This is a genomic window from Pedobacter kyonggii (assembly GCF_004310665.1).
In the GTDB taxonomy this organism is placed as follows: domain Bacteria; phylum Bacteroidota; class Bacteroidia; order Sphingobacteriales; family Sphingobacteriaceae; genus Pedobacter; species Pedobacter kyonggii.
In genome coordinates, this window is record NZ_SIXF01000003.1 from 295,100 (window position 1) to 319,662 (window position 24,563).

Sequence of the window (24,563 nt, forward strand, 5' to 3'; positions counted from 1 at the left end):
AATGACCAATTTTCAATGACCAATAGCGAAAGCTTCAAGGAGTATAGAAAAAATCTTAATTTTCTTAATTCCTTAATGGTGGAAAAGTGGATGATGAAAATTGTGAAACGATGAGATCTTTATTTCAGCTTATTGATCCTGTAATCATACAATTCTGAAAATCTTACAGTAGAGAACCACAACCAAATATAATAATGAAGACTTTAGGTTTTTAATCTAAAGTGAAAGCAATTTCAACGGGGCGCCAGATATGGTAGCCCCGTTTTTCGTTTGACGATTTTTTTAACATTTTAAATATAGGCGCTTTAAATTTTTTATACCTTAGTTTAAACCCCTCAGATAATTCCGAATAAACCAAAAACTATGCACGCTGGAAAGAAATATACCTTTTTCGAATTTATTGTATGGACCCGACGGGATATTTACCGTTTAACCATTCTCGCCATTATCCCTACTGTACTTTATCATTTTTGTAAGTTCACCTTTCTCTCCATTTCATGGGTTCCGGTAGCACTTTTAGGTACTGCTGTTTCCTTTATCATTAGTTTTAAGAACAATGCCAGTTATTCGCGTCTTTGGGAAGCCAGGCAGATTTATGGCGGAATTATCAATGCGAGCCGTGCGTTTGGTGTAATGGTACGCGATCACTTAGCATCTAAAGATAAAAAAGCAGATGTGCAAATCATTTTTCACCGCCATTTTGCATGGTTAACAGCCTTACGGTTTCAGTTAAGAGAGCCGAGAGCCTGGGAAAATTCCAACGATCCCCGTAATATTGAATACGCCAGATTGTACCATGTTTCCGAAAAAACTGATAAGTTAGAAGATAGCTTATCGAAATATCTTTCAGCAGATGAATTGAAGTACGTTTTAAGTAAGAAGAATAAGGCCACCCAGTTAATGGCTTTGCAATCGAGCCATATCAATAAACTGGCAACTGCCGGAAACTTATCCGATTTACAATTACAATCGTTGCAAAATTCTATTACCAGTTTTTACGATAACCAGGGTAAAGCAGAAAGAATTAAAAACTTTCCTTATCCACGTCATTTTTCATCAATAGCCACCATTATGTTAAATCTGTTTGTGTTTTTGGTGCCCTATGGCTTATTAAACGAATTTAATAAATTAGGCAATGGTACTTTGATTGAGGGTTATTCCATTTGGTTAAACATTCCATTTGCGATTTTACTTACCTGGGTTTTTAACTCTTTGGATATTGTTGGCGAAAGCTCTACAAATCCTTTTGAAGGAAGTGCCAACGATGTACCAATTACCAATATCTCGCGGACAATAGAAATCGACATGAGGGATATGCTTGATGAAGCTGATCTGCCTCCGGTACTAACACCCGAAAACAGTATATTGATGTAAATTTGCATTATGGAAACGATGGAAAATAATCATCGTATTTGTATATTTTAGAAAACGATAAATCACAATTACCATGAAAAGAAAGATTCTTTACCTTGTTTTGGCTGCAATCTCTTTTGCTTATGCCTGTACCCAAAATAATAAAACAGCTACTGGCGCTAAAACTAAAACCGATTCTTTGCTTAATGAGAACTGTTATGCAGCAGGTTTTGAAAAAGACAGCGCTGCCATGAATGTGAAAATATTGGCCTCTGGCAAAGTTACGGGCTCATTATTGATCAACTATGGAGAGAAACCGCATAATAATGGCACCATTGATGGAAAATTTAATGGAGATACCTTATTGGTAGATTACCGCTTTAAAACTGGCGAAGATACCGTAAGCGTTTACACCAACCCATTGGCATTTTTAAAGAAAGATGGCAAGCTAGTTATGGGGGTGGGGCAAATAGAAACCACACTTGGTAGATCTTATTTTGTTAAAGGTAAACCCATTAATTTCGAGGCTGGGAAGTTTGTTTTTGAAGAGGTAGATTGTAAGTAAAACCTGATTCTGTGATAAAATGAAAACTACTGGTCATAGCGTCTCGCTAAGACCATGTTCGTTTTTATGGTGGAGGCAAAGAAAGTACACAATCCCAATCAGTTAGTTATCCTAAAGATATTGAACGAATTGACAGACCGCGAAGCAATCTTACAACGATCGCTATAGCATGCGCTTTAAGATTCCCGCCTGCGCGGGAAAGACGATCACGCTCACTACTGGTCTTAGCGTCTCACTAAGACCCTTGGTTAGTTTTTGCAATGGATATACAGAATACACTGGAATCTCCAATCAGTTGGTCATCCTGAGCGGAGTCGAAAGATCTTTTAATAGATCCTATGTGTTTCACCGTAAAGATTCTTCACTGCGTTCAGAATGACAATCGAATCCATGTTAGTGATTCAAAAAAACATGTACATCCCCTATAGGGTAAGTCTCTCATTAACATGCAAAATCCCTAAATGAACATCCACTAAAAAGCCAAGTAAAATTATTTTAAAATAAATTACTACAATTCCTATAGACTTTATATATTTGTATCATTAACAAACGTATAACGAGCTTAAATTATCTGTTATGATTTTGAATAAAGTAGAAAAAGCGAACATTGAACCAAGAATTACTTTAATAGGTGCAGGTCCTGGCGACCCGGATTTATTTAGTTTAAAAGGTGTTAAAGCATTAAAAACAGCTGATGTTGTTTTGTACGATGCAAATGTGAACGAGGCTTTATTGTGTCATGCGCCAGATGGTATTCCGAAAGTTTACGTGGGCAAACGTTCAGATGATGAATCGTTTTCTCAGGATGCGGTTAACAAATTGATTGTTGATTACGCTTTAAACTACGGTCACGTGGTACGTTTAAAAAGCGGCGATCCGTTTTTCTTCGCAAAAGGATACGAAGAAATAGATGCTGCAGAATCGTACAGTATCCCTACTGAAATTATTCCGGGTATTTCGAGTGCAACCAGTGCGCCAAGTTTGCAAAAGATCCCGATGATTTATAAAGATTTGAGTGAAAGTTTTTGGGCAGTAACCGGAACAAACTCAAAGGGCGAAATTTCTGAAGATTTATACATCGCAGCAAAAACCAAAGCTACTATTGTTGTTTTAAACGGAATTGAAAAGGTAAAAGAAATTGCTGCCATATTTCAGGCAGAAAATAAAAACCTTTTGCCAGTAGCGGTAATTCAAAATGGTTCTACACCAGAAGAAAAAATTGCAGTGGGTATTGTTGATACGATTGCTGAAATTGTTGAAGATAAAAGAATAACTGCCCCAGCTTTATTGGTTTTTGGAGACGTAGTATCATTACACCCACAATTTCAGCCGATCCGCGATTTCTACGAAATTATCGCTGAAGAGTACTAAGATATTTTTTAAACCAAAAATATATTTGTTTTGTTGTTAAAACCGCTTAAGGATTTAGGCGGTTTTTTTGTTTTATAAATCTTAAAAAACTCGGTGTATATCTGCGAATCAGCGGGAAACCATTAGCAGAATTCTCCCGCAGATTTAAGTGATTACCGCTGATGGAGTTTGAGCTTTGCTTGGAACCAACTTTGTTTTTAAGCCTGATTGCAGCGGTAAGCCCGGAACGAAGTGAGGACTTGTAGCGGAAAGCAGGTCTGTAGCCCGCCACAAAGAACTGAACATTCACTTTCAAAAATCACTACATATATCTGTGAAATCAGCGGGAAACCACAGGCAGAATTCTCCCGCAGATTTAGGATGATTACCGCTGATAAAAATTAAACCAATGTGATTTAAGGGGCTAAACAATTAACTAAAAATATAATTTTCATTATTTGCAAAACTCAAAACAATTAGTAACTTACTTAGGTTATCTACACCAAATATTTGATGGAAATTATACATATAAGCGCCGAGTGTTACCCAGTTGCAAAGGTTGGTGGTTTAGCCGATGTAGTAGGGGCCTTACCAAAGTATCAGAATAAATTAGGCCACATTGCCAAGGTGGTTGTTCCTGCGTACGATACTAAATTTATACGTGAAAGCGAATTTGAAGTAACTTATGATGCCTGGGCAAACTACGGTAATCACCACTTTCAGTACCGCATTTTAAAAGAAAAAACCAATAAATTAGGCTTTGATTTATACGTGATCCATATTCAGGGCTTAACCGACCGCCCAAATGTATATGGTTATAGCGATGATACAGAAAGATTTGTGGCTTTTCAGATTGCTACACTTGATTGGATTGTACAATGGGAGCACCGCCCGGATGTAATTCATTGCCACGATCACCATACAGGTTTAATTCCGTTTATGGTTTCAAATTGCGTAAAATATAAAGCAATTAGCAGTGTTCCTACGGTTTTAACCATTCATAATGCGCAATACCAAGGTCAGTTTGGGTGGGAAAAATTATATTATATACCAGCATTCGATCTGTGGAAAGGTGGTTTACTAGGTTGGGAGGATGCCATTAACCCTTTAGCATCGGCCATTAAATGTGCCTGGAAAGTAACTACGGTTTCGCCAAGTTACCTGGATGAGATGATGAACAATGCCCGTGGCTTGGAAAGTTTGTTAAGGCAAGAGCGCTGGAAATCGGTAGGAATACTAAACGGAATTGATAGCGAGGTGTGGAATCCTGAAACTGACCCGATGCTAAACAAAGGTTATAATTTAAAAACAGTTGAAACTGGTAAACTGGCAAACAAAACAGCCCTCTGTGATGTTTTTCAATTAGATCCGTCTAAACCCCTGTTTACTTTTATCGGTAGATTGGTTGATGAAAAAGGTGCCGATTTATTGCCCGATATTTTTTATACGGCTTTACAACAGCATGGCGATAATATCAATATCCTCGTTTTAGGATCAGGCGATAACTGGGTGGAAGGCAGGTTAAATCAACTGAAAGACATTTTTACTGGTAAATACAATGCCTATATAGGTTATAATGAGCAGGTTTCGCACGAAATGTATGCTGGTGCAGATTTTCTGATCATGCCATCAAGGGTTGAACCTTGTGGTTTAAATCAGCTTTATGCATTAAGGTATGGAACTGTTCCCATTGTGCGCCGGATTGGTGGACTGAAGGATACTGTAATTGATATAGGTGACGGAGGTTTTGGGATCTGCCACGATCAAACGAGTATTTGGGATGTTACTCATGCCATTAACCGTGCTGTTGAGTTATATAACGATAAGAAAGCTTTTAAAGCAGTAAGAAAAACAATGATGAAGATAGACCATTCGTGGGATAACGCAGCATTAAATTATATAGAATTATACCAAATATTAAATTAAGCTTAAACATGACTGACAAAGTTTTAGGCGTTATCCTTGGCGGTGGCCAGGGCTCTAGATTATCGCCACTAACACAAACACGTTCTAAGCCGGCAGTTCCAATTGCTGGTAAATACCGATTGGTAGATATTCCGATTTCGAATTGCTTAAATTCTGGAATTCATCGAATGTTTGTGTTAACCCAGTTTAATTCAGCATCGCTAAACAAGCACATTAAAAACACGTATCACTTTAGCCATTTTAGTACGGCCTTTGTTGATATTTTGGCGGCTGAACAAACTGTACAAAACTCAGGTTGGTTCCAGGGTACAGCAGATGCCGTTCGTCAGTGTATGCATCACATTGTTTCGCACGAATTCGATTACATTTTGATTTTATCCGGCGATCAACTGTACCAGATGGACTTTAAGGATATGATTGAAAAACATATCGAAGCCAATGCAGAAATTACCATTGCCACTATTCCGGTAACGGCAAAAGATGCAACAGATTTTGGTATTTTAAAGGCCGATGAAGAAAACATGATTACCTCTTTTATCGAAAAGCCTAAAACGGGTTTAGAAGACTGGGTTTCGGATACTGGCGCAGAAATGCAGGGCGAAGGACGTAATTTCTTAGCTTCGATGGGTATTTACGTTTTCAACCGCGAGTACCTGATCAATATCTTAAATGAGAACGAAGAAGAAAAGGATTTTGGCAAAGAGATTTTGCCTAGAGCAATTTCTGAGAGCAGGGTTTTAAGCTATCAATACGAAGGTTATTGGACCGATATTGGAAATATCTCATCTTTCTTCGAAGCCAATTTAGGCTTAACGGATGAAATTCCTAAATTTAATATGTTCGACAGCAACCATGCTATTTTCACCAGGGCACGGATGTTGCCGCCGTCGAAAATTTCGGGTACCACTTTGGATAAAACCATTATTGCTGAAGGCTGTATTGTTCAGGCCAGCAGAGTAGAGCATGCTGTTTTAGGGATCAGGTCGAGAATCGGACAGGATACGGTAATTACCAATGCCTATATTATGGGGAGCGATAGGTACCAAACCTTAGAAGAAATACAGGATGAAACGGGCAAGGGAAATTCGTTAATAGGTATTGGCGATCGTTGTTTTATTAATAATGCCATTATCGATAAAAACTGCCGCATTGGCAACGATGTAAAAATTAATGGCGGCGATCATTTGGAAGATGGAGACTTTGAGCTTTATGCCGTTAAAGATGGTATCGTGGTAATTAAAAAAGGTGCTGTTGTACCTAGTGGAACAGTAATTTAAGATAATCATTATTCATTAACTAGGCCAGTCGCGATTGTTCGTGGCTGGTTTTTTTATTGCCTCATGGTCATTCTGGGCTTAGTGTTCCTAAGGAACTCCTTCGGAGAAGAATCTTTTATCAGACCGCTCAGGTTTTAAAAAATAAGCCCGTTTTAAAAAACTGCAAACTGCAAACTGATTTGGGCGTTCCCCAAGCTGCGCAAGGGTCGAGCTTTTCAGGGCTGCGCTTCGCTCCGGTACCGATGAAGGATCGGTACTAAACCCTTACAATCTCTAACGTGGATTTGTGGCGTATCATCAGACTTCCGATTTAGCCCTCGTTATAGCCCTTTGAAACTTTCGGAAGTCTTTGCTAACTAAACCTGATAAAGCAGAAAGCCTGGAGCGAAGCATGAGTGAGGACTTGCAGCGATAGCAGGACTGGTGTAAGCGGTTAAAATGGAACCTTACCTTTCCAAAACTGATAAAGATCTATCGTTTTAATGTAACCTTAATTGGTTTTTTAAGACTTATAGGGGCTTTTTGACATTTCTCCCTAACATTTTTCCGATCGGCTTGTTAGTAAATAAACAAAATTATAGTCTATGGCCGAACAGCACCTTTATCAAACAGGAATTATAGGAAATTGCGCTTTCATTGCACACGTAAATAAAAACACTGATATATCTTGGCTTTGCTGGCCACGTTTCGATAGCCCTTTTGTATTTGGCAGTTTATTGGACGAGAAAAAAGGAGGGGAGTTTTCGATTTTACCACAAGGTGAATTCACTTCTAACCAATATTACATCGAAAATACAAATGTTTTAAGGACAGAAATCACAGCTGAAGATGGAAAATACCGCATTACCGATTTTGCGCCACGTTTTCGCCTATACGATCGCTATTTTAAACCACTAATGTTGATCAGAAAGATCGAACCTTTGGAGGGTAATCCGCGCATTACCATTAAATGCGAGCCGGTATGCGATTATGGGAAAGGTAAAATGAAGTCGAGTAGGGGCAGTAATCATATTGATTATCTGGGGTGTGACGAAAATATCCGCTTAAGTACTAATGTATCACTTGCTTATATTTTTGACGAAAAAGCATTTGTACTGAATGAGGCCAAATACCTCATTATGACTTATGGCCAAAATTTAGAGGCTCCGGTAGTAAGTACTGCAGAAAATTTTTTGCGCGAAACAATAGCCTATTGGCGATTATGGATCAAACATTCGTCAATCGCAGGTTTTTACCAACCTTTTGTAATTCGCTCGGCCTTGGTGCTGAAAATCCATCAGTATGAAGATACCGGTGCAATTATAGCGGCCAGCACTACTAGTTTACCAGAATCGCCTGGCAGTACCCGAAACTGGGATTATAGATATTGCTGGTTAAGAGATTCGCACTATGTATTAACTTCACTTAACCATATCGGCCATTTTGAAGAAATGGAGAAGTATTTTAATTACCTTTCTGATATTTCGCATGCTGAGGATACACGCTATCAACCCTTGTATGGCATTGCAGGAGAAAGGGAAATTACCGAGCATACATTAAGTCATCTGGAAGGTTATAAAGGCGAGCAACCCATTAGAATAGGAAACCAGGCATATGAACACATTCAGAATGATATTTACGGTCAGGTTTTAATTTCGATGTTACCACTTTATACCGATCACCGTTTTGTTTTTTCCGAACGTAGCGATTCGGTCAGGTGGATTGAAAGTGTGCTTTCTAAAATTGAACGGACAATTGATGAAAAGGATGCCGGAATTTGGGAATTCAGGAACATTGCCAATGTACATTGTTATAGTAACTTATTTCAATGGGCAGGAGCACAGGCTGCTTTAAAAATGGCTAAAACTATTGGTAACGAGGATTTCGAGAAGCGTGCGGAGATTTTAATCGATAAGGCTGCGGCACACATAGAAGCTTGCTACGATCCGGAAAGAAAAGTGTATACCAACGCTGTAGGAAGCACTCATTTAGATGCCAGCACTTTACAGTTGATCATGATGAATTATTTGGATCCGGCTTCAGATCGGGCGAAAGATCATTTAATCGCTTTAGAAAAGGAGTTGAAAACGGAAGATGGTTTGTTTTACCGTTACTTACATGCTGACGATTTCGGTAAACCAAAAACAACATTTTTAATCTGTGCCTTTTGGTATGTGGAAGCTTTGGCCTGTGTTGGCCGGACTGATGAAGCGATTAAAGAATTCGAAAATATTATTAAATATTGTAATCATCTTCTTTTGTTCAGTGAGGATGTTGATGCTAAAACAGGTAGCCAATGGGGTAATTTCCCTCAGGCGTATAGTCACGTAGGTTTAATGAATGCGGCTTATCGCATTGCAATTAAATTGGATAGGCCGATATTTTTATGATAAAGTGGATTGCAAATCCACAGTTCAAGAGTCGGGATTGCAAATCCCGACTAACTTAAAAAGCTTTGACAACTTTTATGTAAACACTGCATGTTAAAGTTGTCAAAGCTATTATAAAAGGTCTGTGTAGACACAGACCTTGGCATTAATTTTATAATAGGAAAGTCGTCATTGCGAAGTATGAAGCAATCTTAATGCGCACGCTGGTAGCGATCGTTGTAAGATTGCTTCGTCGGCTGGAAAAGCCTTCTCGCAATGACGATTCATTTAGTGAAAATGGTGGTTGGTATTAACTCCGGCCTACAAACGCCTCTTTTACTAAGCTCCAAAGCAGTTTTCGCACTTCATTAAAATCATTTAGGTAATATTTTGCTTCCGAAATGTTGTTGCCAACTTTAATGGTAAAAGCGTCATCTGGTAGCGCCCTGAAAATATCTTCATCGGTATGGTCATCGCCAAGGGCCAAAATAAAATCAGGGTTTTTATCGTACAACCAGTTTAGGGCAGCCTTGCCTTTGTTAACCTCCATATTTTTAAACTCAATTACCTTATTGCCCGGCATGAGTTGCAGGCCTTTATCTGCAGCTAAAATTTTCATGTGGCTGATAATTTCATTGGCCCTTAATTCGCCAAGTCCTTCTTCTGCTTTCCGGTAATGCCAAACCAATGAGTAACTTTTTTCTTCAATAAACGATCCCGGAGTACGGTCTGTATAAGTTTCCAATAACGTTTTTATTTCTTGTTTCCACTGGTCAGTTAAAAGTGGCAGGCTGTTCCATTTATCTTCGAACGATTTTTGCCAGGCGCCATGTTCCGCAATTAGATCTACCTTTAAGTGTCCAAACCACTTTTCGAGGGTTTCATTTCGTCTGCCACTAATAATTACAACTTTATTTGCCTTATCAAGTGTTAGGTTCTCAATCAAATCGTACAATTCGGCATCTGGCGAAGCGTCGTCAATATTTCCGGTAAAATCTACAAGGGTACCATCATAATCTAAAAATAGTACACGATCTTGCGTTTGCGCATATTTAGTTACGATCACTTCATTAATAGCATTTACTGCATGTTTTGTTAATAACGATTTTTGAGAATCTTTCACTTCGTTTAATCTTAAAATAAAATTGTTAACCCAATGTTTAACATTGAATTTTTGTACAATTGCACGCATGGCTTTCATACGCATTTGTTGTTCTGACGGCGACATTTTAAGCGCCGTTACAATCGCCTCCATAATATCACCAATGTTATTAGGATTTACGATTATGGCATCAGTTAATTCTTTGGAAGCTCCCGCCATTTCACTTAAAATCAATACACCATCATTATTGTTCCTGCTGGCCACATATTCTTTACTTACCAGATTCATTCCATCGCGCATAGGCGTAACCAAACAGATATCTGCTGTGGAGTAAAGGGCTGATAGTACTTCAATAGAGAATGAGCGATAAAAATAATTAACCGGAATCCAGTTCATTGAACGGTACCTCGCATTTAAATTTCCAACAAACTGATCAATCTGGTCTCTTAACTCACTATATTGTGGTACCGTATCGCGGGAAGGAACTACGATCATAAAAAGCTCAATTTTGCCAATGTATTCTGGGTGGAGCTGAAGCAATAGTTCCAAAGCCTTTAATCTTTCTAATATGCCCTTGCTGTAATCGAGCCGATCGATGGACAAGATTACTTTCATATCTTCTTTACCTGTCCGGAAATAATCGATCTCTTGTTGCACTCGCTCAGTTGCCGTTAAATCTGAAAATTTATCGAAATCAATCCCCATTGGAAAAGCTTCCACAACAATTTGCCTTTCGTTACTACTGAGTATGTTTGATGACGAGTTTACAGGGAGCAAACGTGTTGTCGTGCTAATAAAATGGCGAACATCATCATAGGTATGGAAACCGATTAAATCGGCACCAATTAAGCCGTTCAATAATTCTTCGCGCCAAGGGATCAAACGGAATATTTCGTATGATGGAAAAGGAATATGTTGGAAAAAACCAATCGTAGCATTTGGGAGTTTTTCCCTTAAAATGCCTGGAAGAAGGAGTAACTGGTAATCTTGAATCCAGATTTTATCTCTTCTGTTAAGTACCTGCATGGCACTTTTTGCGAATTTCTCATTAACCGATCGGTAGCAGTCCCAATAACTCTGTTCGTAATGTGCATATGTAACGAGGTAATGAAATACGGGCCATAATACTTCGTTTGAAAAGCCTTCGTAATATAAATTGATTTCGTTTTGCGTAAGGTAAACTGGATATAGGTTTAATGCGGCAAGTTTTTGAGTAACTTCTTCCTTACGTTCTTCCGGTACTTCTATGCCGGGCCAGCCGATCCAAATGGAATTACCTGATTTATAAACGTCTCCTAATCCTGTGGCAAGGCCCCCCTCACTTGGAATAAGTGTGTATTCATTGTTCTCTTCGATGATTTTAACGGGTAGTCTGTTCGATATTATAACTGTCTTCATGCTTGTATTTGATGTATCCACATCAATAAAAGCATATCAAACTCGTTTTGTTTGATTTTTTAGGTCAAAAAAACATTCAAATGATTAAATGTAATTAAATACGAGAGAAAAAGTAGTGCCATTATCTGGCATTGAAACAACTTCTATGCTGCCTCTATGCATTTTCATAATGTTGCGGCTAATGGTTAATCCTATTCCTGATCCATTTTTCCTGGTGGTGTAAAATGGAACAAAAATCTTTTCGAGGTCGCTGGCATCGATGCCTTTTCCGTTATCGGTAACATCAATATATAGCTTGGTGTTTTCTAAGCGGTAATTTACGTTGATATGCGGGTGTTCTCTGTTCTCTACAGCGTAAATACTATTGGTAATGAGGTTGATAAGCACTTGTTCAACTAGTTTTAGGTCGAGCTGAACGGTGATTTTTGAAGAGGTTTGTTCTACATCCAGTACCACATTTCTAACTTTGGCAAATGGCTGCATCAATACCTTAATGTGTTTCAATATTTCACCAATGGTATGCGATTCGAGGTTTGGTGTTGGCAGCTCGGCAATTAAGCGATAATCCTTTACAAAATCTAATAAACCAGAAGATCTTCTTTGTATAGTTTGCAGAGCCGTTTTCAGATCGTCCATTTCATCTTCTGTAAGGTTCTTTTTATCGGTTACCATCCGGTTGATTGTATCCGATAATGAACTTATGGGGGTAATTGAGTTTAAGATCTCGTGTGAAATTACACCAATTAATCTATTCCATGCTTCCGTTTCTTTTTGCTCAATCTCATCTTTAATGTTTTGGAAGCTGATAATGGTATAATTGTTTCCGTAGAGGTTTAATGGAATAACTTCGGTAGATAATTGAATCAGTTTATCCTGGATCTTCAATTCCAGAAACCTTTTTCCACCAGCTAAAATCTGCTCTATTTCTGTTGCAAAGGTAGGGAGGTGTTGCTTTACCCTGTGCCAATACTTATACGCTGGAATGCCTAAAAGATTTGAAGCGGCCTGATTAAAAAATGCAACCTCTTCGTTCTCTTCCTGATTGGTATTATTTACCACGATTACACCAACAGGAACCTGCTCCAAAATGGTTTTGATCAACTGAAACATCGCTTCCTGTTCCAATCTGATCTGTTTATGGACCTGTAAAATATCGCTGAAGGACTCGTATAATTCAGGGAAACTGCCTTTAGTTACTTTATTTTTAAAGTTTAGGGTATGATCTCTCGTTTTAACGGCTAAAATGAAACGGTTGATATCTGATCGGATCTGATTGATATAGTAATAAAGGGAAATAATCGTACCCAGTAAAATTAAAGCTACGCCAATGATGGTAAACCAAAGCTGGGTATTTTTAATCAGGTAAAATAGGAGATAGCCCAACAGATTGATAATCAGCAGGCGAAATATTAAACGGAAAGTAAAACGTTGATAAAACATGTTTTTAAAGCTGAAAGCTTAAAGGCGAAAGACTAAAGCTTTAAGCTCTGGTCTTTCAGCTTTCAGCTTAGATTCCAAATTTCTCGATTCTTCTATACAGCGCAGCTCTGGTTAAACCGAGTTCTGCTGCGGCTTTTGATATATTTCCTTTGTGCTTATCAATTGCTTTCTGCACCATCATTTTTTCCATATCCTCAAGAGCCATTTCATCTGGTATGGCGTTGTTCTGTGCATAGCGCTGCGGACTTAACTGCAAGTCTTCTTCTGCAATATCAGCCCCATCGCTCATAATAACGGCTCTTTCTAAAACGTGCTGTAATTCGCGTACATTTCCCGGCCATTTATACTGTAAAAGTGCTTCTTGGGCCTTATTACTCAGTTTTCGTATGTCTTTATGGTATTTTGAGCTAAAAACCTGCATAAAATGATTGGCCAAGAGTAGAATATCTGTTCCACGTTTACGTAAGGCTGGTAATAAAAGCTCAACGGTATTAATGCGGAACAATAAATCCTGCCTAAATGTATTTTTAGATACCATTTCATTCAAGGGCATATTGGTGGCCGTTATTAAGCGAACATTCACCTTACGTTCTTTACTTTCACCTAAACGGGTAACTGTACGGTTTTGCAAAACGCTTAAGAGTTTAGCCTGAAGTGGTAATGTTAAATTTCCAATCTCGTCTAAAAAGATCGTTCCTCCATCGGCCAGTTCAAAGCGACCGGGTTTATCTTCTTTGGCATCGGTAAAAGCACCTTTAGCGTAGCCGAATAATTCGCTTTCAAATAAATTTTCGTTTAAGGAGCCTAAATCAACATGCATAAACACCTGATTTTTCCTTTGCGAATTGCCATGGATTTCATAAGCAAAAACTTGTTTTCCCGTTCCGTTTTCGCCCAGAATAAGCACATTGGCATCAGTAGGGGCTACTTTTAAGAGCGTATTCTGTAATTGTTTTATTTCATCTGCCTGCCCAACAATATTCTCGAAACCACGGGTAAGGTCTTTTTGGAGTGATGAGTGTATTTTTTCTAGTTTCTTTACCTTTTTGGTCGATTCGCGAAGTTTAGATGCCGAAGAAATGGTGGCAAACAGCTTCTCATTTTCCCAGGGCTTTAGAATAAAATCGGTAGCTCCTTTTTTAATCGCTTTTACTGCCAGTTCAACATTGCCAAAAGCAGTCATTAATATGACTACATAATCTTTATCAATCGATAAAATATGTTCTAGCCAATAAAGACCTTCGCGGCCATCACTAGCCCCCTTTTGGTAGTTCATATCCAGCAAGATGATATCAATTTCATTTTTGCTCAATAAAACATTGATCTCTTTAGGCGATTTACATGTAATTACCTGCTTTACCTGCTGCTTTAAAAACAAACGGGCACTAAGCAGGATATCGTCGTCATCATCGATAATTAAAACTGTGGCTTCAAGCATAACCTCTCCCTATTAATTTAGTATATATTTATTCTTTTTTGCTGTCCCTCTCCTTCAAGAGAGGGATTTGTGGTAAAGTGGTTTGAACCTAATGTTCTTGTATGGTGTAATTTTTTGGTGCCTGCCTCTCTATCCTCAGGGAGAAAGGTATCCTTTAATAACATTTATAACCTCATTCGGATTATTATTTACATCCTCATTCGTAAATCGAATTATCGTTATTCCAATCTCCTTAAGTTCATCAGTACGGTTTTGATCATATTCTTGATTTTCGTGATGATTATGTATTCCTCCATCAATTTCAATAATTAATTTAGCCTCGTGGCAGTAAAAATCTGCAATAAACTGATGTACTGGATGCTGCCTCCTAAATTTAAAATTGAGGATTTTTCTATTCCTCAAACATTGCCACATGATTTCTTCAGCCTCCGTTTGATTTTTCCGCAATGCTTTCGAAAACTCAAACAGCTTCAAATTGACACCATGAAATAACTTATCCTTATACTCCTCCATATCTAATAGACCTATGTCAAGTTAATTAAATATAATGGTTTTGTTTTTTATGATATGAATTCTCTTTAAAAAGAGGCCTTTTTGACCATCTCTTTTCTGCACGCTGCTGTCTACTCCCTGCCCCCTCTCCACATGGAGAGGGGATGAAGGGGTGAGGCAAAAATACCAAAACTGTCCGCTCCCGCACATCAACTGTCCGATAATGAACATATAAAAAATAAGATAACTATTAATTTGTTGATTATTAGTGTTTTAAATATATTTTATGCTTTTGGCACAAGCTTGGTTATTAGTGAATCCAAACAGTACAACCGAACACAATGGATAAGAAAATAGAGAAAAAAAGATTTAGCACTAAAACCCTGTTAATTATAGGTGGAGCAATTGCTTTTGTGGCAGTTGTAATTTATGGCTATACTTTATCCCTCAAAAAAGTTTACAGTGCAGATGCCGATAAATTAACCATCAGTAAAGTAGAATATGGCGATTTTGAAGATGTAGTGTTATTAAATGCCAGTGTAGTTCCATTAACTTCGGTAATTGTAAGTTCATCAGAAGGTGGAACAGTTGCCGAAATTTTTACCGAAAATGGTGCTTCGGTAGTTAAAGGAACCCCACTATTAAGAATCTCCAACTCGAACGCCATGTTGAGTTATACCTCAAGTCAAACAGCAGCAACTGAGCAGATTAACCAGTTGCGGAAATCGCGGTTAGATTTAGAACAAAACCAGAGGGTTTTAAATCAGGATGTTTTAGATGTAGAAAACAGCTTAAGAACCGCCACCCGTCAATATAGATTAGATAGCTCTCTATTCGCTAAAAAAGTGATTACCCTACAGGAATTTAATAAATCGAGTCAGGATTACGAATATTATCAGGGTAAATTGAAAATTGTGCGTCAAGCGATCAAACAAGAAAACCAAAGCAGAAAGATGCAGTTGGCTCAGATCGATCAATCGATGGGGCAGATGAACGAAAGTTTAGAAATGATCCGCAAGAATATCGAAAATATGACAATCAAGGCTCCCGTATCTGGTAAATTATCATCTTATGATCCTGTAATCGGTAAATCTTATAATTCTAACGAAATGATTGGAAAGATTGACGTGTTGCAGGGTTATAAGCTTCAGGCAGGAGTTGATGAATATTATATCAATCGGGTAAAAGAAGGACAAACAGCTAACTGCGACTTTAATGGTAAAACTTATAACTTAACTGTGAGTAAAGTAATACCTGAGGTTACAGCAGGTCAGTTTCAGGTTGAAATGGTTTTTAAAGGGGCAGCTCCAGAAGGTTTACGTCGCGGATTATCGTTACAAACAAAATTAACCTTGTCTGACAATAGCAAATCATTGCTTCTTGCCCAGGGACAGTTTTTTCAGAGTACAGGTGGGTCTTGGGTATTTGTGGTAAACAATGGTAAAGCAACCAAGAAAAATGTAAAAATCGGGCGAAAAAATTACCTGTACTATGAAATATTGAATGGTTTGCAGAAAGGCGACGAAGTAATTACTTCATCTTACGATCAGTTTAACCAGTACGATCAGGTGGAGATTAATAAATAAGTTTGGAGTTTTTTGAAAAAAGACTAAGAAATTTAGAAACAAAATAACACTCAGGTCTTGATACCTGATACTAAATACATGATACTAGAATAATACTTGATACGATGATTAAAATAGAAAATCTGGAAAAAGTTTACAAAACTGAAGAGGTAGAAACCACTGCGCTTAATGGTATTAATCTCCATGTTGCAGCAGGAGAATTTGTTTCCATCATGGGGCCATCGGGCTGTGGAAAATCTACCTTACTAAATGTAATGGGTTTGTTGGATAAGCCCGAAAGTGGAAGTTATAAGTTTATTGATACCGAGCTTTTAACGTTAAATGATAGGGAACGCTCAAATTTCCGTAAGCGGAATATGGGTTTCGTTTTCCAGAATTTCAATTTAATTGATGAATTAACTGTTTTCGAAAACATCGAATTACCACTAATTTATAACAAAATTCCTGCTGGAGAACGCAAGAAACTGGTAAATGAAATTATCGAAAGAATGAATATTGTAAACCGCAGTGGTCACTTTCCACAACAGTTATCAGGTGGACAGCAGCAACGTGTAGCAGTGGCTAGGGCTTTGGTTACCAAACCCAAGTTGGTTTTGGCCGATGAGCCTACCGGAAACCTGGATAGCTCACACGGTAATGAAGTAATGGAGCTACTTTGCGAACTGAATGAAACCGGAACGACCATTGTGATGGTAACCCACTCCAGCCATGATGCCAGTTTTTCGAACAGGATTATCAACCTGAAAGATGGTCATGTGATTTCTGAAAAGATAAACAAGAGCAGAAACGAAGAGCTCATATAAAGGCTTAAGGTAAAAGGTTTAAGGCGTATGGTTAAATCTCACCTTAAATCTTTAACGCTAAACCTTACTATAAAAAAATTTTAGTTTAGTTAATAATAAGTCTGCCCAAAAATCTTCCTGGATAGGAAGATTTGGGAAGACGAAATAGTAAAAACCACCAGATAGGTATTTTTGACCGCCACACGCTAAACACCTATCGCCAAACAATAAAAACATGTTCAAATTAAACCTAAAAATAGCCTTACGTAACCTCTGGAAAAACAAGGGTTTCTCGTTGATTAACATTGGGGGGTTAGCCATTGGTTTAGCCAGTTGTATGGTTTTGTTACTTTATGTTGCTTACGAGTGGAGCTATGATAAACAATTCTCTAATCACGATAAAACTTATGTAGTTTATCAAAACATGGAGGCAAGTGGTAAAACTTTTAGCTGGGCGTGGACACCCAATGTGATGGCTAAAGAAGTGCAAGAAAAAATCCCTGGCGTTAAATATGCTACTCACACTACTTATCCGAGGAAACAACTAATTACCGTTGGTGACAATAAAATAAATAGCAGTGCAATATTTGCAGACCAAAATTTTATTAAAATATTGGATTATAAATTTCTTGAAGGTAATTCAGCTAAAGTTTTAAAAGATGTAAATACAATCATCCTTACCAAATCTTTTGCAACAAAATTATTTGGAAATGAAGATCCTATTAATAAAATGGTAAAACTGGAAAATCAGGAAGTATTAAAGGTTGAAGCCGTAATAGAAGATGCACCTGCAAATAGTAGTTTAACTTTTGAGTGCATCATGCCTTGGGCATTGTTCGAAAAACGAGAAACCTGGGTGAGGGAAGGCAATTGGGGGAATAATATGTGTTTAACACTTGTTCAATTACAGGATAATAACTTTTTCACTGCTGCAAATGATTTGATGCATGGTATTTACAAGCGAAATCAAAAAGATAATTTGTCAGTGGCTTTATTACATCCTTTAACCAAATGGCATTTATATGATGATTTTGTAAACGGTAAATCGGTAGGAGGTAAGATAGATCAACTTAAAATATTTTTATTGCTGGCCTTTTGCATATTGCTAATAGCCTGTGTAAATTTCATGAACTTATCGACAGCACGCTCAGAGCGTAGAGCAAAAGAAGTTGGCGTTCGAAAAGCAATTGGATCAACACGTAAATCGTTAATTAATCAGTTTTTTTTAGAGTCGCTGCTCATCACATTTATCGCCACAGTTTTAGCTTTTATCTTAATTGAGGTTAGTTTGCCATATTTTAATAGTTTGTTAGATATTAAATTAACAATCGATTACTATAATGGGCAATTTTGGTTAACATTATTGGGATTGATGATTTTAACCGGATTTATTGCTGGTAGTTATCCAGCGCTTTATTTATCTTCTTTCGAGCCGATTAAAGTGTTAAAAGGTTTCACCCTTAAAGCAGATTCATCCACTTCAGTGAGAAAAGTATTAGTGGTTGGCCAATTCGTTTTTGCTGCAAGTTTAATTATTTGTACCGCAGTAATTTATCAGCAACTTAATTATGTTAAAAACAAGCCTATTGGTTATGATCAATCCAATTTAATTCAGATAGCAGTAGTTGGCAGAATGAACGATGCAGCTAAGCTAGAATTGCTAAAAACGCAACTTATCGCATCTGGTGCAACAACTAATGTTACTTCTTTTAGTACAGATTTTACTGAAGGTGGAGATAATACAACGGGTATAGAATGGGAAGGTAAAAATCCGAACGAAGCGATTTCTTTTAACCATAGAACAATAGGGTATGATTTTGTTGAAACTATTGGTACTAGAATGATTAGTGGTAGGGAGTTTTCTGCGAAATTTCCTAATGATACAGCTAGCGTATTGTTAAATGAGGCGGCTGTGAGAATGATGCAATTAAAAAATCCAATTGGCAAAGTAATTACTTTCTGGGGAGATAAAAAGCTAACTATAGTTGGTATTGTAAAAGATTTTGTGGTAGAAAGTGTTTACCAAAGAGTGGCCCCAATGATTTTTAGGTCAAATGGAAAATACGATGCGAGGGTTATCATTGCGCGTTTAAATCCAAATCAAAACATCAGTTCATCACTGGCCAAAATTGATGATTTAGTAAAGCAAATGGAACCTAATTATCCTGTTAACCGCAAATTTGTGAACGAATCTTTTGAAGTAAAATTTAAAAATGAAAAAATTCTAGGTTCACTTTCAAACTGGTTTGGCGGTTTCGCCATTTTTATTTCCTGTTTAGGATTATTAGGTCTGGCGCTTTTTATGGCAGAGCAACGCAAAAAGGAAATCAGTATCCGTAAGGTTTTAGGTGCCAGCACTGGCAATATCCTCGTGTTGCTAAATAAAGATTTTATAAAACTGGTGGCCATTGCAAATATGATTGCATTCCCGTTAGCATATATCATTGTAAATAAATGGCTTTCAGCTTTCGAGTATCGTGTCTCTATATCTGCATTGCCATTTATAGCCGCAATTAGCCTTTCGGTGATCATTGCCATACTCACTGTAAGTATTCAATCGGTTAAAGTGGCCAAAGCAAACCCTATTGATGCACTTAAATACGAATAAGACCTGCGAGGAGCGTTGGCGTTAAGCGATAAATCCTCGCCAAACGCCAAACGCTGTGCGCTAAACCCCACACCTTATGTTTAAACTGAATTTAAAAATCGCTTTGCGAAACCTTTGGAGAAATAAAGGCTTTACCCTGATTAATTTGGGGGGATTGGCCATTGGCTTGGCTAGTTGTATGGTTTTATTGCTTTATGTTGCTTATGAGTACGGGTACGATAAACAATTTACCGATTATGACAAAACCTACCTGGTTTATAATAACCAGAAAACAGCAAAAGAAACTTTCAGCTTTCTTGCGGTGCCTGGTTTAATGGAAAACGAAGTGCGTTCTAAAGTTTCGGGTGTTTCGAAGGTTGGCAGATTATCTTATCCAGAATATAAGATGCTTTCTTACCATCAGAATAACTTTAAGAAAAGTGCCGTGTTTGCTGATCCGGATTTTTTAAAAATGTTCGATTACAAGGTTTTAAAAGGTAATCCTAATACTTTTTTGAAAAATCCTGATGGCATAATTTTAAGCGAAACCCTGGCGAAAAACCTTTTCGGTAATGAAGATCCTTTAAATAAGGTTGTAAAATTCGAAAATAATTTGAGTTTAAAAGTAGAGGGGGTAATTGAAGACAGGCCAAAAAACAGTAGCCTGGAAATAGATTACCTAATGTCGTGGAAATTATACGAAACATTAAACCCTTGGACAAAAACCAGTGGCTGGACTTCTAATTACTGCGTATTATTTGTTCAGTTGCAAGATAATTCCTTTTTCGAGCAAGCTAATAATCAAATGCATGGCATGATTAAGGCCAATGACAAGAATTCGAATGGCGAAGCTTTTCTGCATCCACTATCTAAATGGCATTTATATGAAAAATTCGAAAACGGCAAAAATGTAGGTGGTAGGATAGACCAGTTAAAGATATTTTTTCTTTTAGCTTTCTGTATTCTATTGATTGCCTGTGTTAATTTTATGAATCTTTCTACTGCAAAATCAGAAAAAAGAGCACGAGAAGTTGGCGTTCGTAAAGCTATTGGTTCGTCGAGGAATGATCTGGTTGGGCAGTTTATGTTCGAATCAATTTTACTTACCACGCTAAGTATGCTGGTTGCTTTCGCGTTAATAGAAGTAAGTTTACCGTACTTCAATAATCTTTTGAGAATCTCATTGGAAATAGATTATACAGATTGGAAATTCTGGTCTGTATTTTTAGGACTAACATTATTAACCGGCATTATTGCAGGTAGTTATCCGGCTTTTTATCTTTCGTCATTCGATCCGGTTAAAGTATTAAAAGGATTTAAGCTTTCTGGAGGTTCATCGTTATCTATTCGCAAGTATTTGGTTGTTTTTCAATTTGTATTTGCTGCATGTTTGATTGTTTGTACGGCTGTTATCTATCAGCAATTGAATTTTATCAAAAATAAACCTATTGGTTATAACATAGGTAACCTTGTTCAGATCCCTGCTGAAGGAGAGTTTGCCAATCCAGGTAAGCGTAATATTTTAAAGGATGAAATCCTAAAATCTGGTGCCGCCACTGCAGTTACAGAATACAGTCAATCTTTAACTGCCGGTGGTAATAATACTTACGCAGTGAGTTGGCCAGGTAAAAATGAAAATGAAAAAATATTGGTAAACTATAGATTTACAACTGTCGACTTGACAAAAACCACCGGGATGGAAATTCTTGCCGGCCGCGATTTTTCGAAAGACCGAATAGATACTGCAAATGTTTTAGTGAACGAGGCTTTGGTTAAGGTGATGGGTATGAAAAATCCTGTTGGTAAAGTGATCAGTTGGGATCAACCCTTAACCATTGTTGGGGTAATTAAGGATTATGTAATGGAATCGCCTTATCAAAGTCCGAAACCTTTAATTATTGCTCAAAACAAGCAAGCAACAAGCACCATAATTATGAGATTAAATGCGCAGAGCAATGTAACCTCATCTATTAATAAAATAAACGAAATTATAAAAAAACTGAATCCTGCTTTTCCAACTGAAATTAAATTTGTGAATGAAAATTTTGAGTCAAAATTCCAAAATGAAAAACTTTTGGGCACACTTTCAAACTGGTTCGGAGGTTTTGCCATTTTTATCTCCTGTCTGGGTTTACTTGGTTTAGCCTTATTTATGGCCGAGCAACGTAAAAAAGAAATCAGTATCCGTAAGGTTTTGGGCGCCAGTACAGCCAATATCCTCACGCTGTTGAACAAAGATTTTATAAAACTGGTTGCAATAGCCAATGTAATTGCATTTCCGTTGGCCTACATTATCATTAACAAATGGCTTTCAGGATACGAATACCGCATTTCTGTTTCTGCCTTACCATTTATAGCCGCAATTAGTCTTTCGGTAATTATTGCAATACTCACTGTGAGTATTCAATCGGTTAAAGTGGCAAAGGCCAATCCTGTTGATGCATTGAAATATGAATAACGGTGTAAGGCTTAAGGTAGAAAGCGTAATGTTAATACGCCAAAACCCTAAACCTTATGCCCTAAACCCTAAACCTTATGTTCAAATTAAACTTAAAAATAGCACTACGTAACCTTTGGAAAAACAAAGGCTTTACATTGATCAATGTAGGTGGCCTGGCTATCGGAATGGCCTGTTGTTTAATGTTACTTTTGTACGTTAACTACGAATGGAGTTTCGATAAGCAATATAAAAATGCTGATAAGGTATATTTTGCCGCATTAAATTTAAAATTTAACGGCAAACTGGCTACCACAATGGCCGTTCCAAATAAACTGGCCAAAGCTGGGGTTTCAGAATTGCCTGGTATTAAAAGTGCGGCCCGTATTTCGATGAACAATGGCCAGAAATTATATAGCCATAACCGGAATAATTTTAAATTAATAGGATTTAATGTAGATCCTGATTTTTTAAAAATACTTGAACAGAAATTTATCTACGGCGATCCAGGCACTGCTTTATCTGAGCCTAATAATGTACTTATAAGCCAATCGACAGCAAAGAAATTATTTGGTGACCAGAATCCAATTGGACAAAGTATTAAATACGATAACAGGGTAAGCTTAAAAGTTAGTGCTGTAATACAAGATCTGCCAAAAAATCAAAGCATGCAGTTTGATGTTTTGCAACCCTGGGCTTTTTTTGAGCAGGAAAATCCTTCGGAAAAAGAAAATGGTTGGGGAGCAATTACCTGTTTAACTTTATTTCGGCTTAAAGATAATGCTTCTTTAGATGCGACAAATGCAGCACTAAAACACTTCATCGTAAACAAAGAACCCGATTTAAAAGAAATGACATACGAACCTTTTCTTTTTCCTTTAAGCAAATTTCATTTATACGATGACTTCGACAATGGGAAATCGGTGGGTGGCAAAATTGATCAGTTGCGGTTATTTGTTTTTCTGGCCATCTGTGTATTATTTATCGCCTGCATCAATTATATGAATCTTTCAACTGCTAAATCGGAGAAACGTGCCCGTGAAGTAGGTGTTAGAAAGGCTTTAGGTTCTACCCGAAATACAATAATGGGACAGTTTATGGTAGAGTCAATACTGTTGTCTTTTTTAGCAATGTTAATTGCCTTTACACTGCTCGAAGTCTCATTGCCTTACTTTAACAACTTGCTCGATATCTCGATCAAAATTAATTACAATGCTTATCCATTTTGGGGTGTATTACTTGCTATGGTACTTTTAACAGGTATGCTTGCAGGGAGTTATCCTGCATTTTACCTTTCGTCATTTATACCCGTAAAGGTATTAAAAGGCTTTAAAGGTTCAACGGGCTCATTATCCATCCGCAAAACACTGGTAGTAGTGCAGTTTAGCCTTTCTATCTGCATGATTATTTCGGCAATTGTAATTTACAGCCAAATTCAGTACCTTAAAAATAAACCCTTAGGCTTTGATCAAACTGCGCTGGCACAGGTCGATTTAGAAGGAGAGTGGACAAAGCCACAGAAATTGCAGACATTTAAAAATGAATTGGAGAGGACAGGTGCTACAATTGCTGCAACAGAATATGCTGGCTCGTTTACAGCTGGTGGTTCAATTACTGGCGACATTCAATGGCCAGGCAAGCCCAAAAATGATGTATCGATTATTAATTATAGAAGTACAGGTTTCGATTTTGCCAAAACAACTGGCGTAAAAATTCTTGCAGGCAGAGATTTTGATCCTAAATTTTCTGCTGATACATCTACATCTCTGCTCCTCAATCAAACCGCTGTTAAAATAATGGGGTTAAAAAATCCTGTGGGTACCATTATCCATTGGGGCGATAACCCGCCACTTAAAGTGGTGGGCGTGGTACAAGATTATTCTAACGAATCGCTTGCTGCTAAAATACAGCCAACAGTTTATTATTACAATGTTAAAACGAGTCGGGTTTTACTGCTTAAACTCAATCCTAAACAGGCGCTTTCTACTTCAATCGAAGCGATAAAATCGGTAAGTCAACGTTTAAATCCTGCTTATCCAATTGAAGTGAAACTGGTTAGCCAGGGCATGGCCGAAAAACTTAAGAGCGAAAAGTTGCTCAGTGTACTTTCCAATATTTTTGGAGGATTTGCCATTTTTATTTCCTGCTTAGGTTTATTGGGTTTAGCGCTATATACTGCTGAACAGCGCAGTAAAGAAATCAGTATCCGTAAAGTATTGGGTGCTAATCTCTCTGATATCTTGGTCCTTTTGAACAAAGATTTTATGAAACTGGTCATCATATCCAATGTGATCGCTATCCCTGTAGCCTATATTCTTGTTGCCAAATGGCTTGAGAAATATGATTATAAAATTACCATTAATCCATGGCCTTTTTTGCTAGCCCTTTTAACCTCGGTAATTATTGCCATTTTAACGGTGAGCCTGCAAACCTTTAAAGTGGCCAAAGCAAACGCTGTTGATGCACTTAAATATGAATAAGA

General features: G+C 37.5%; 15 protein-coding genes. 11 read left to right on the plus strand and 4 right to left on the minus strand.

Going from position 1 to position 24,563, the window contains the following annotated elements; translation table 11 throughout:
- Positions 1 to 363: 363 nt before the first annotated feature.
- The 6 genes from EYS08_RS05510 (at position 364) to EYS08_RS05535 (ending at position 8,840) form a co-directional block, all read left to right on the plus strand.
- Positions 364 to 1,374, plus strand: a complete 1,011-nt coding sequence (locus EYS08_RS05510) for a bestrophin family protein (RefSeq protein WP_131028947.1) — start codon at positions 364 to 366, stop codon at positions 1,372 to 1,374.
- A gap of 73 nt (positions 1,375 to 1,447) precedes the next feature.
- Positions 1,448 to 1,918 (plus strand): hypothetical protein, encoded by a 471-nt coding sequence (locus EYS08_RS05515; RefSeq protein WP_131028949.1) that lies wholly within the window; start codon positions 1,448 to 1,450, stop codon positions 1,916 to 1,918.
- A 576-nt stretch (positions 1,919 to 2,494) separates the two neighbouring features.
- Complete coding sequence (gene cobA / locus EYS08_RS05520; protein WP_131028951.1) at positions 2,495 to 3,289, plus strand: uroporphyrinogen-III C-methyltransferase; 795 nt, start codon at positions 2,495 to 2,497, stop codon at positions 3,287 to 3,289.
- Positions 3,290 to 3,781: 492 nt separating this feature from the next.
- Positions 3,782 to 5,194: a glycogen synthase gene (locus tag EYS08_RS05525; protein WP_131028953.1), complete on the plus strand. Its 1,413-nt coding sequence runs from the start codon at positions 3,782 to 3,784 to the stop codon at positions 5,192 to 5,194.
- Between the two features lie 8 nt (positions 5,195 to 5,202).
- A complete protein-coding gene (locus EYS08_RS05530; RefSeq protein ID WP_131028955.1) occupies positions 5,203 to 6,471 on the plus strand; it encodes a glucose-1-phosphate adenylyltransferase in 1,269 nt (422 codons plus the stop codon).
- 584 nt (positions 6,472 to 7,055) lie between these two features.
- On the plus strand, positions 7,056 to 8,840 hold the full coding sequence (locus EYS08_RS05535; RefSeq protein ID WP_131028957.1) for a glycoside hydrolase family 15 protein: 1,785 nt from the start codon (positions 7,056 to 7,058) through the stop codon (positions 8,838 to 8,840).
- A 289-nt stretch (positions 8,841 to 9,129) separates the two neighbouring features.
- Here EYS08_RS05535 and EYS08_RS05540 read toward each other — a convergent pair whose 3' ends face one another.
- The 4 genes from EYS08_RS05540 to EYS08_RS05555 all read right to left on the minus strand — a co-directional run bounded on the left by EYS08_RS05540 (position 9,130) and on the right by EYS08_RS05555 (position 14,710).
- Complete coding sequence (locus EYS08_RS05540) at positions 9,130 to 11,319, minus strand: bifunctional alpha,alpha-trehalose-phosphate synthase (UDP-forming)/trehalose-phosphatase (protein ID WP_131028959.1); 2,190 nt, start codon at positions 11,317 to 11,319, stop codon at positions 9,130 to 9,132.
- A gap of 84 nt (positions 11,320 to 11,403) precedes the next feature.
- A complete protein-coding gene (locus EYS08_RS05545; protein ID WP_131028961.1) occupies positions 11,404 to 12,759 on the minus strand; it encodes a sensor histidine kinase in 1,356 nt (451 codons plus the stop codon).
- A gap of 67 nt (positions 12,760 to 12,826) precedes the next feature.
- Complete coding sequence (locus EYS08_RS05550; RefSeq protein ID WP_131028963.1) at positions 12,827 to 14,197, minus strand: sigma-54-dependent transcriptional regulator; 1,371 nt, start codon at positions 14,195 to 14,197, stop codon at positions 12,827 to 12,829.
- A 135-nt stretch (positions 14,198 to 14,332) separates the two neighbouring features.
- A complete protein-coding gene (locus tag EYS08_RS05555) occupies positions 14,333 to 14,710 on the minus strand; it encodes an endonuclease domain-containing protein (RefSeq protein WP_131028965.1) in 378 nt (125 codons plus the stop codon).
- 320 nt (positions 14,711 to 15,030) lie between these two features.
- On the opposite strand from EYS08_RS05555, the gene EYS08_RS05560 reads away from it, so the two are divergent.
- From EYS08_RS05560 to EYS08_RS05580, 5 genes are all read left to right on the plus strand, one after another.
- Complete coding sequence (locus tag EYS08_RS05560; RefSeq protein ID WP_131028967.1) at positions 15,031 to 16,275, plus strand: efflux RND transporter periplasmic adaptor subunit; 1,245 nt, start codon at positions 15,031 to 15,033, stop codon at positions 16,273 to 16,275.
- Positions 16,276 to 16,379: 104 nt separating this feature from the next.
- Positions 16,380 to 17,078, plus strand: a complete 699-nt coding sequence (locus EYS08_RS05565; RefSeq protein ID WP_055903687.1) for an ABC transporter ATP-binding protein — start codon at positions 16,380 to 16,382, stop codon at positions 17,076 to 17,078.
- A 214-nt stretch (positions 17,079 to 17,292) separates the two neighbouring features.
- On the plus strand, positions 17,293 to 19,665 hold the full coding sequence (locus EYS08_RS05570; protein ID WP_131028969.1) for an ABC transporter permease: 2,373 nt from the start codon (positions 17,293 to 17,295) through the stop codon (positions 19,663 to 19,665).
- 76 nt (positions 19,666 to 19,741) lie between these two features.
- Positions 19,742 to 22,102: an ABC transporter permease gene (locus tag EYS08_RS05575; protein WP_131028971.1), complete on the plus strand. Its 2,361-nt coding sequence runs from the start codon at positions 19,742 to 19,744 to the stop codon at positions 22,100 to 22,102.
- A gap of 77 nt (positions 22,103 to 22,179) precedes the next feature.
- Complete coding sequence (locus EYS08_RS05580; protein WP_131028973.1) at positions 22,180 to 24,561, plus strand: ABC transporter permease; 2,382 nt, start codon at positions 22,180 to 22,182, stop codon at positions 24,559 to 24,561.
- Positions 24,562 to 24,563: the final 2 nt, after the last annotated feature.

Bases quoted from the DNA above. Each gene is read 5' to 3' on its own strand.
- cobA (WP_131028951.1), top strand. From the start codon at position 2,495: ATGATTTTGAATAAAGTAGAAAAAGCGAACATTGAACCAAGAATTACT.
- EYS08_RS05540 (WP_131028959.1), bottom strand. From the start codon at position 11,319: ATGAAGACAGTTATAATATCGAACAGACTACCCGTTAAAATCATCGAA.
- EYS08_RS05565 (WP_055903687.1), top strand. From the start codon at position 16,380: ATGATTAAAATAGAAAATCTGGAAAAAGTTTACAAAACTGAAGAGGTA.
- EYS08_RS05555 (WP_131028965.1), bottom strand. From the start codon at position 14,710: ATGGAGGAGTATAAGGATAAGTTATTTCATGGTGTCAATTTGAAGCTG.
- EYS08_RS05535 (WP_131028957.1), top strand. From the start codon at position 7,056: ATGGCCGAACAGCACCTTTATCAAACAGGAATTATAGGAAATTGCGCT.
- EYS08_RS05550 (WP_131028963.1), bottom strand. From the start codon at position 14,197: ATGCTTGAAGCCACAGTTTTAATTATCGATGATGACGACGATATCCTG.
- EYS08_RS05575 (WP_131028971.1), top strand. From the start codon at position 19,742: ATGTTTAAACTGAATTTAAAAATCGCTTTGCGAAACCTTTGGAGAAAT.
- EYS08_RS05525 (WP_131028953.1), top strand. From the start codon at position 3,782: ATGGAAATTATACATATAAGCGCCGAGTGTTACCCAGTTGCAAAGGTT.
- EYS08_RS05530 (WP_131028955.1), top strand. From the start codon at position 5,203: ATGACTGACAAAGTTTTAGGCGTTATCCTTGGCGGTGGCCAGGGCTCT.
- EYS08_RS05545 (WP_131028961.1), bottom strand. From the start codon at position 12,759: ATGTTTTATCAACGTTTTACTTTCCGTTTAATATTTCGCCTGCTGATT.
- EYS08_RS05560 (WP_131028967.1), top strand. From the start codon at position 15,031: ATGGATAAGAAAATAGAGAAAAAAAGATTTAGCACTAAAACCCTGTTA.
- EYS08_RS05570 (WP_131028969.1), top strand. From the start codon at position 17,293: ATGTTCAAATTAAACCTAAAAATAGCCTTACGTAACCTCTGGAAAAAC.
- EYS08_RS05510 (WP_131028947.1), top strand. From the start codon at position 364: ATGCACGCTGGAAAGAAATATACCTTTTTCGAATTTATTGTATGGACC.
- EYS08_RS05515 (WP_131028949.1), top strand. From the start codon at position 1,448: ATGAAAAGAAAGATTCTTTACCTTGTTTTGGCTGCAATCTCTTTTGCT.
- EYS08_RS05580 (WP_131028973.1), top strand. From the start codon at position 22,180: ATGTTCAAATTAAACTTAAAAATAGCACTACGTAACCTTTGGAAAAAC.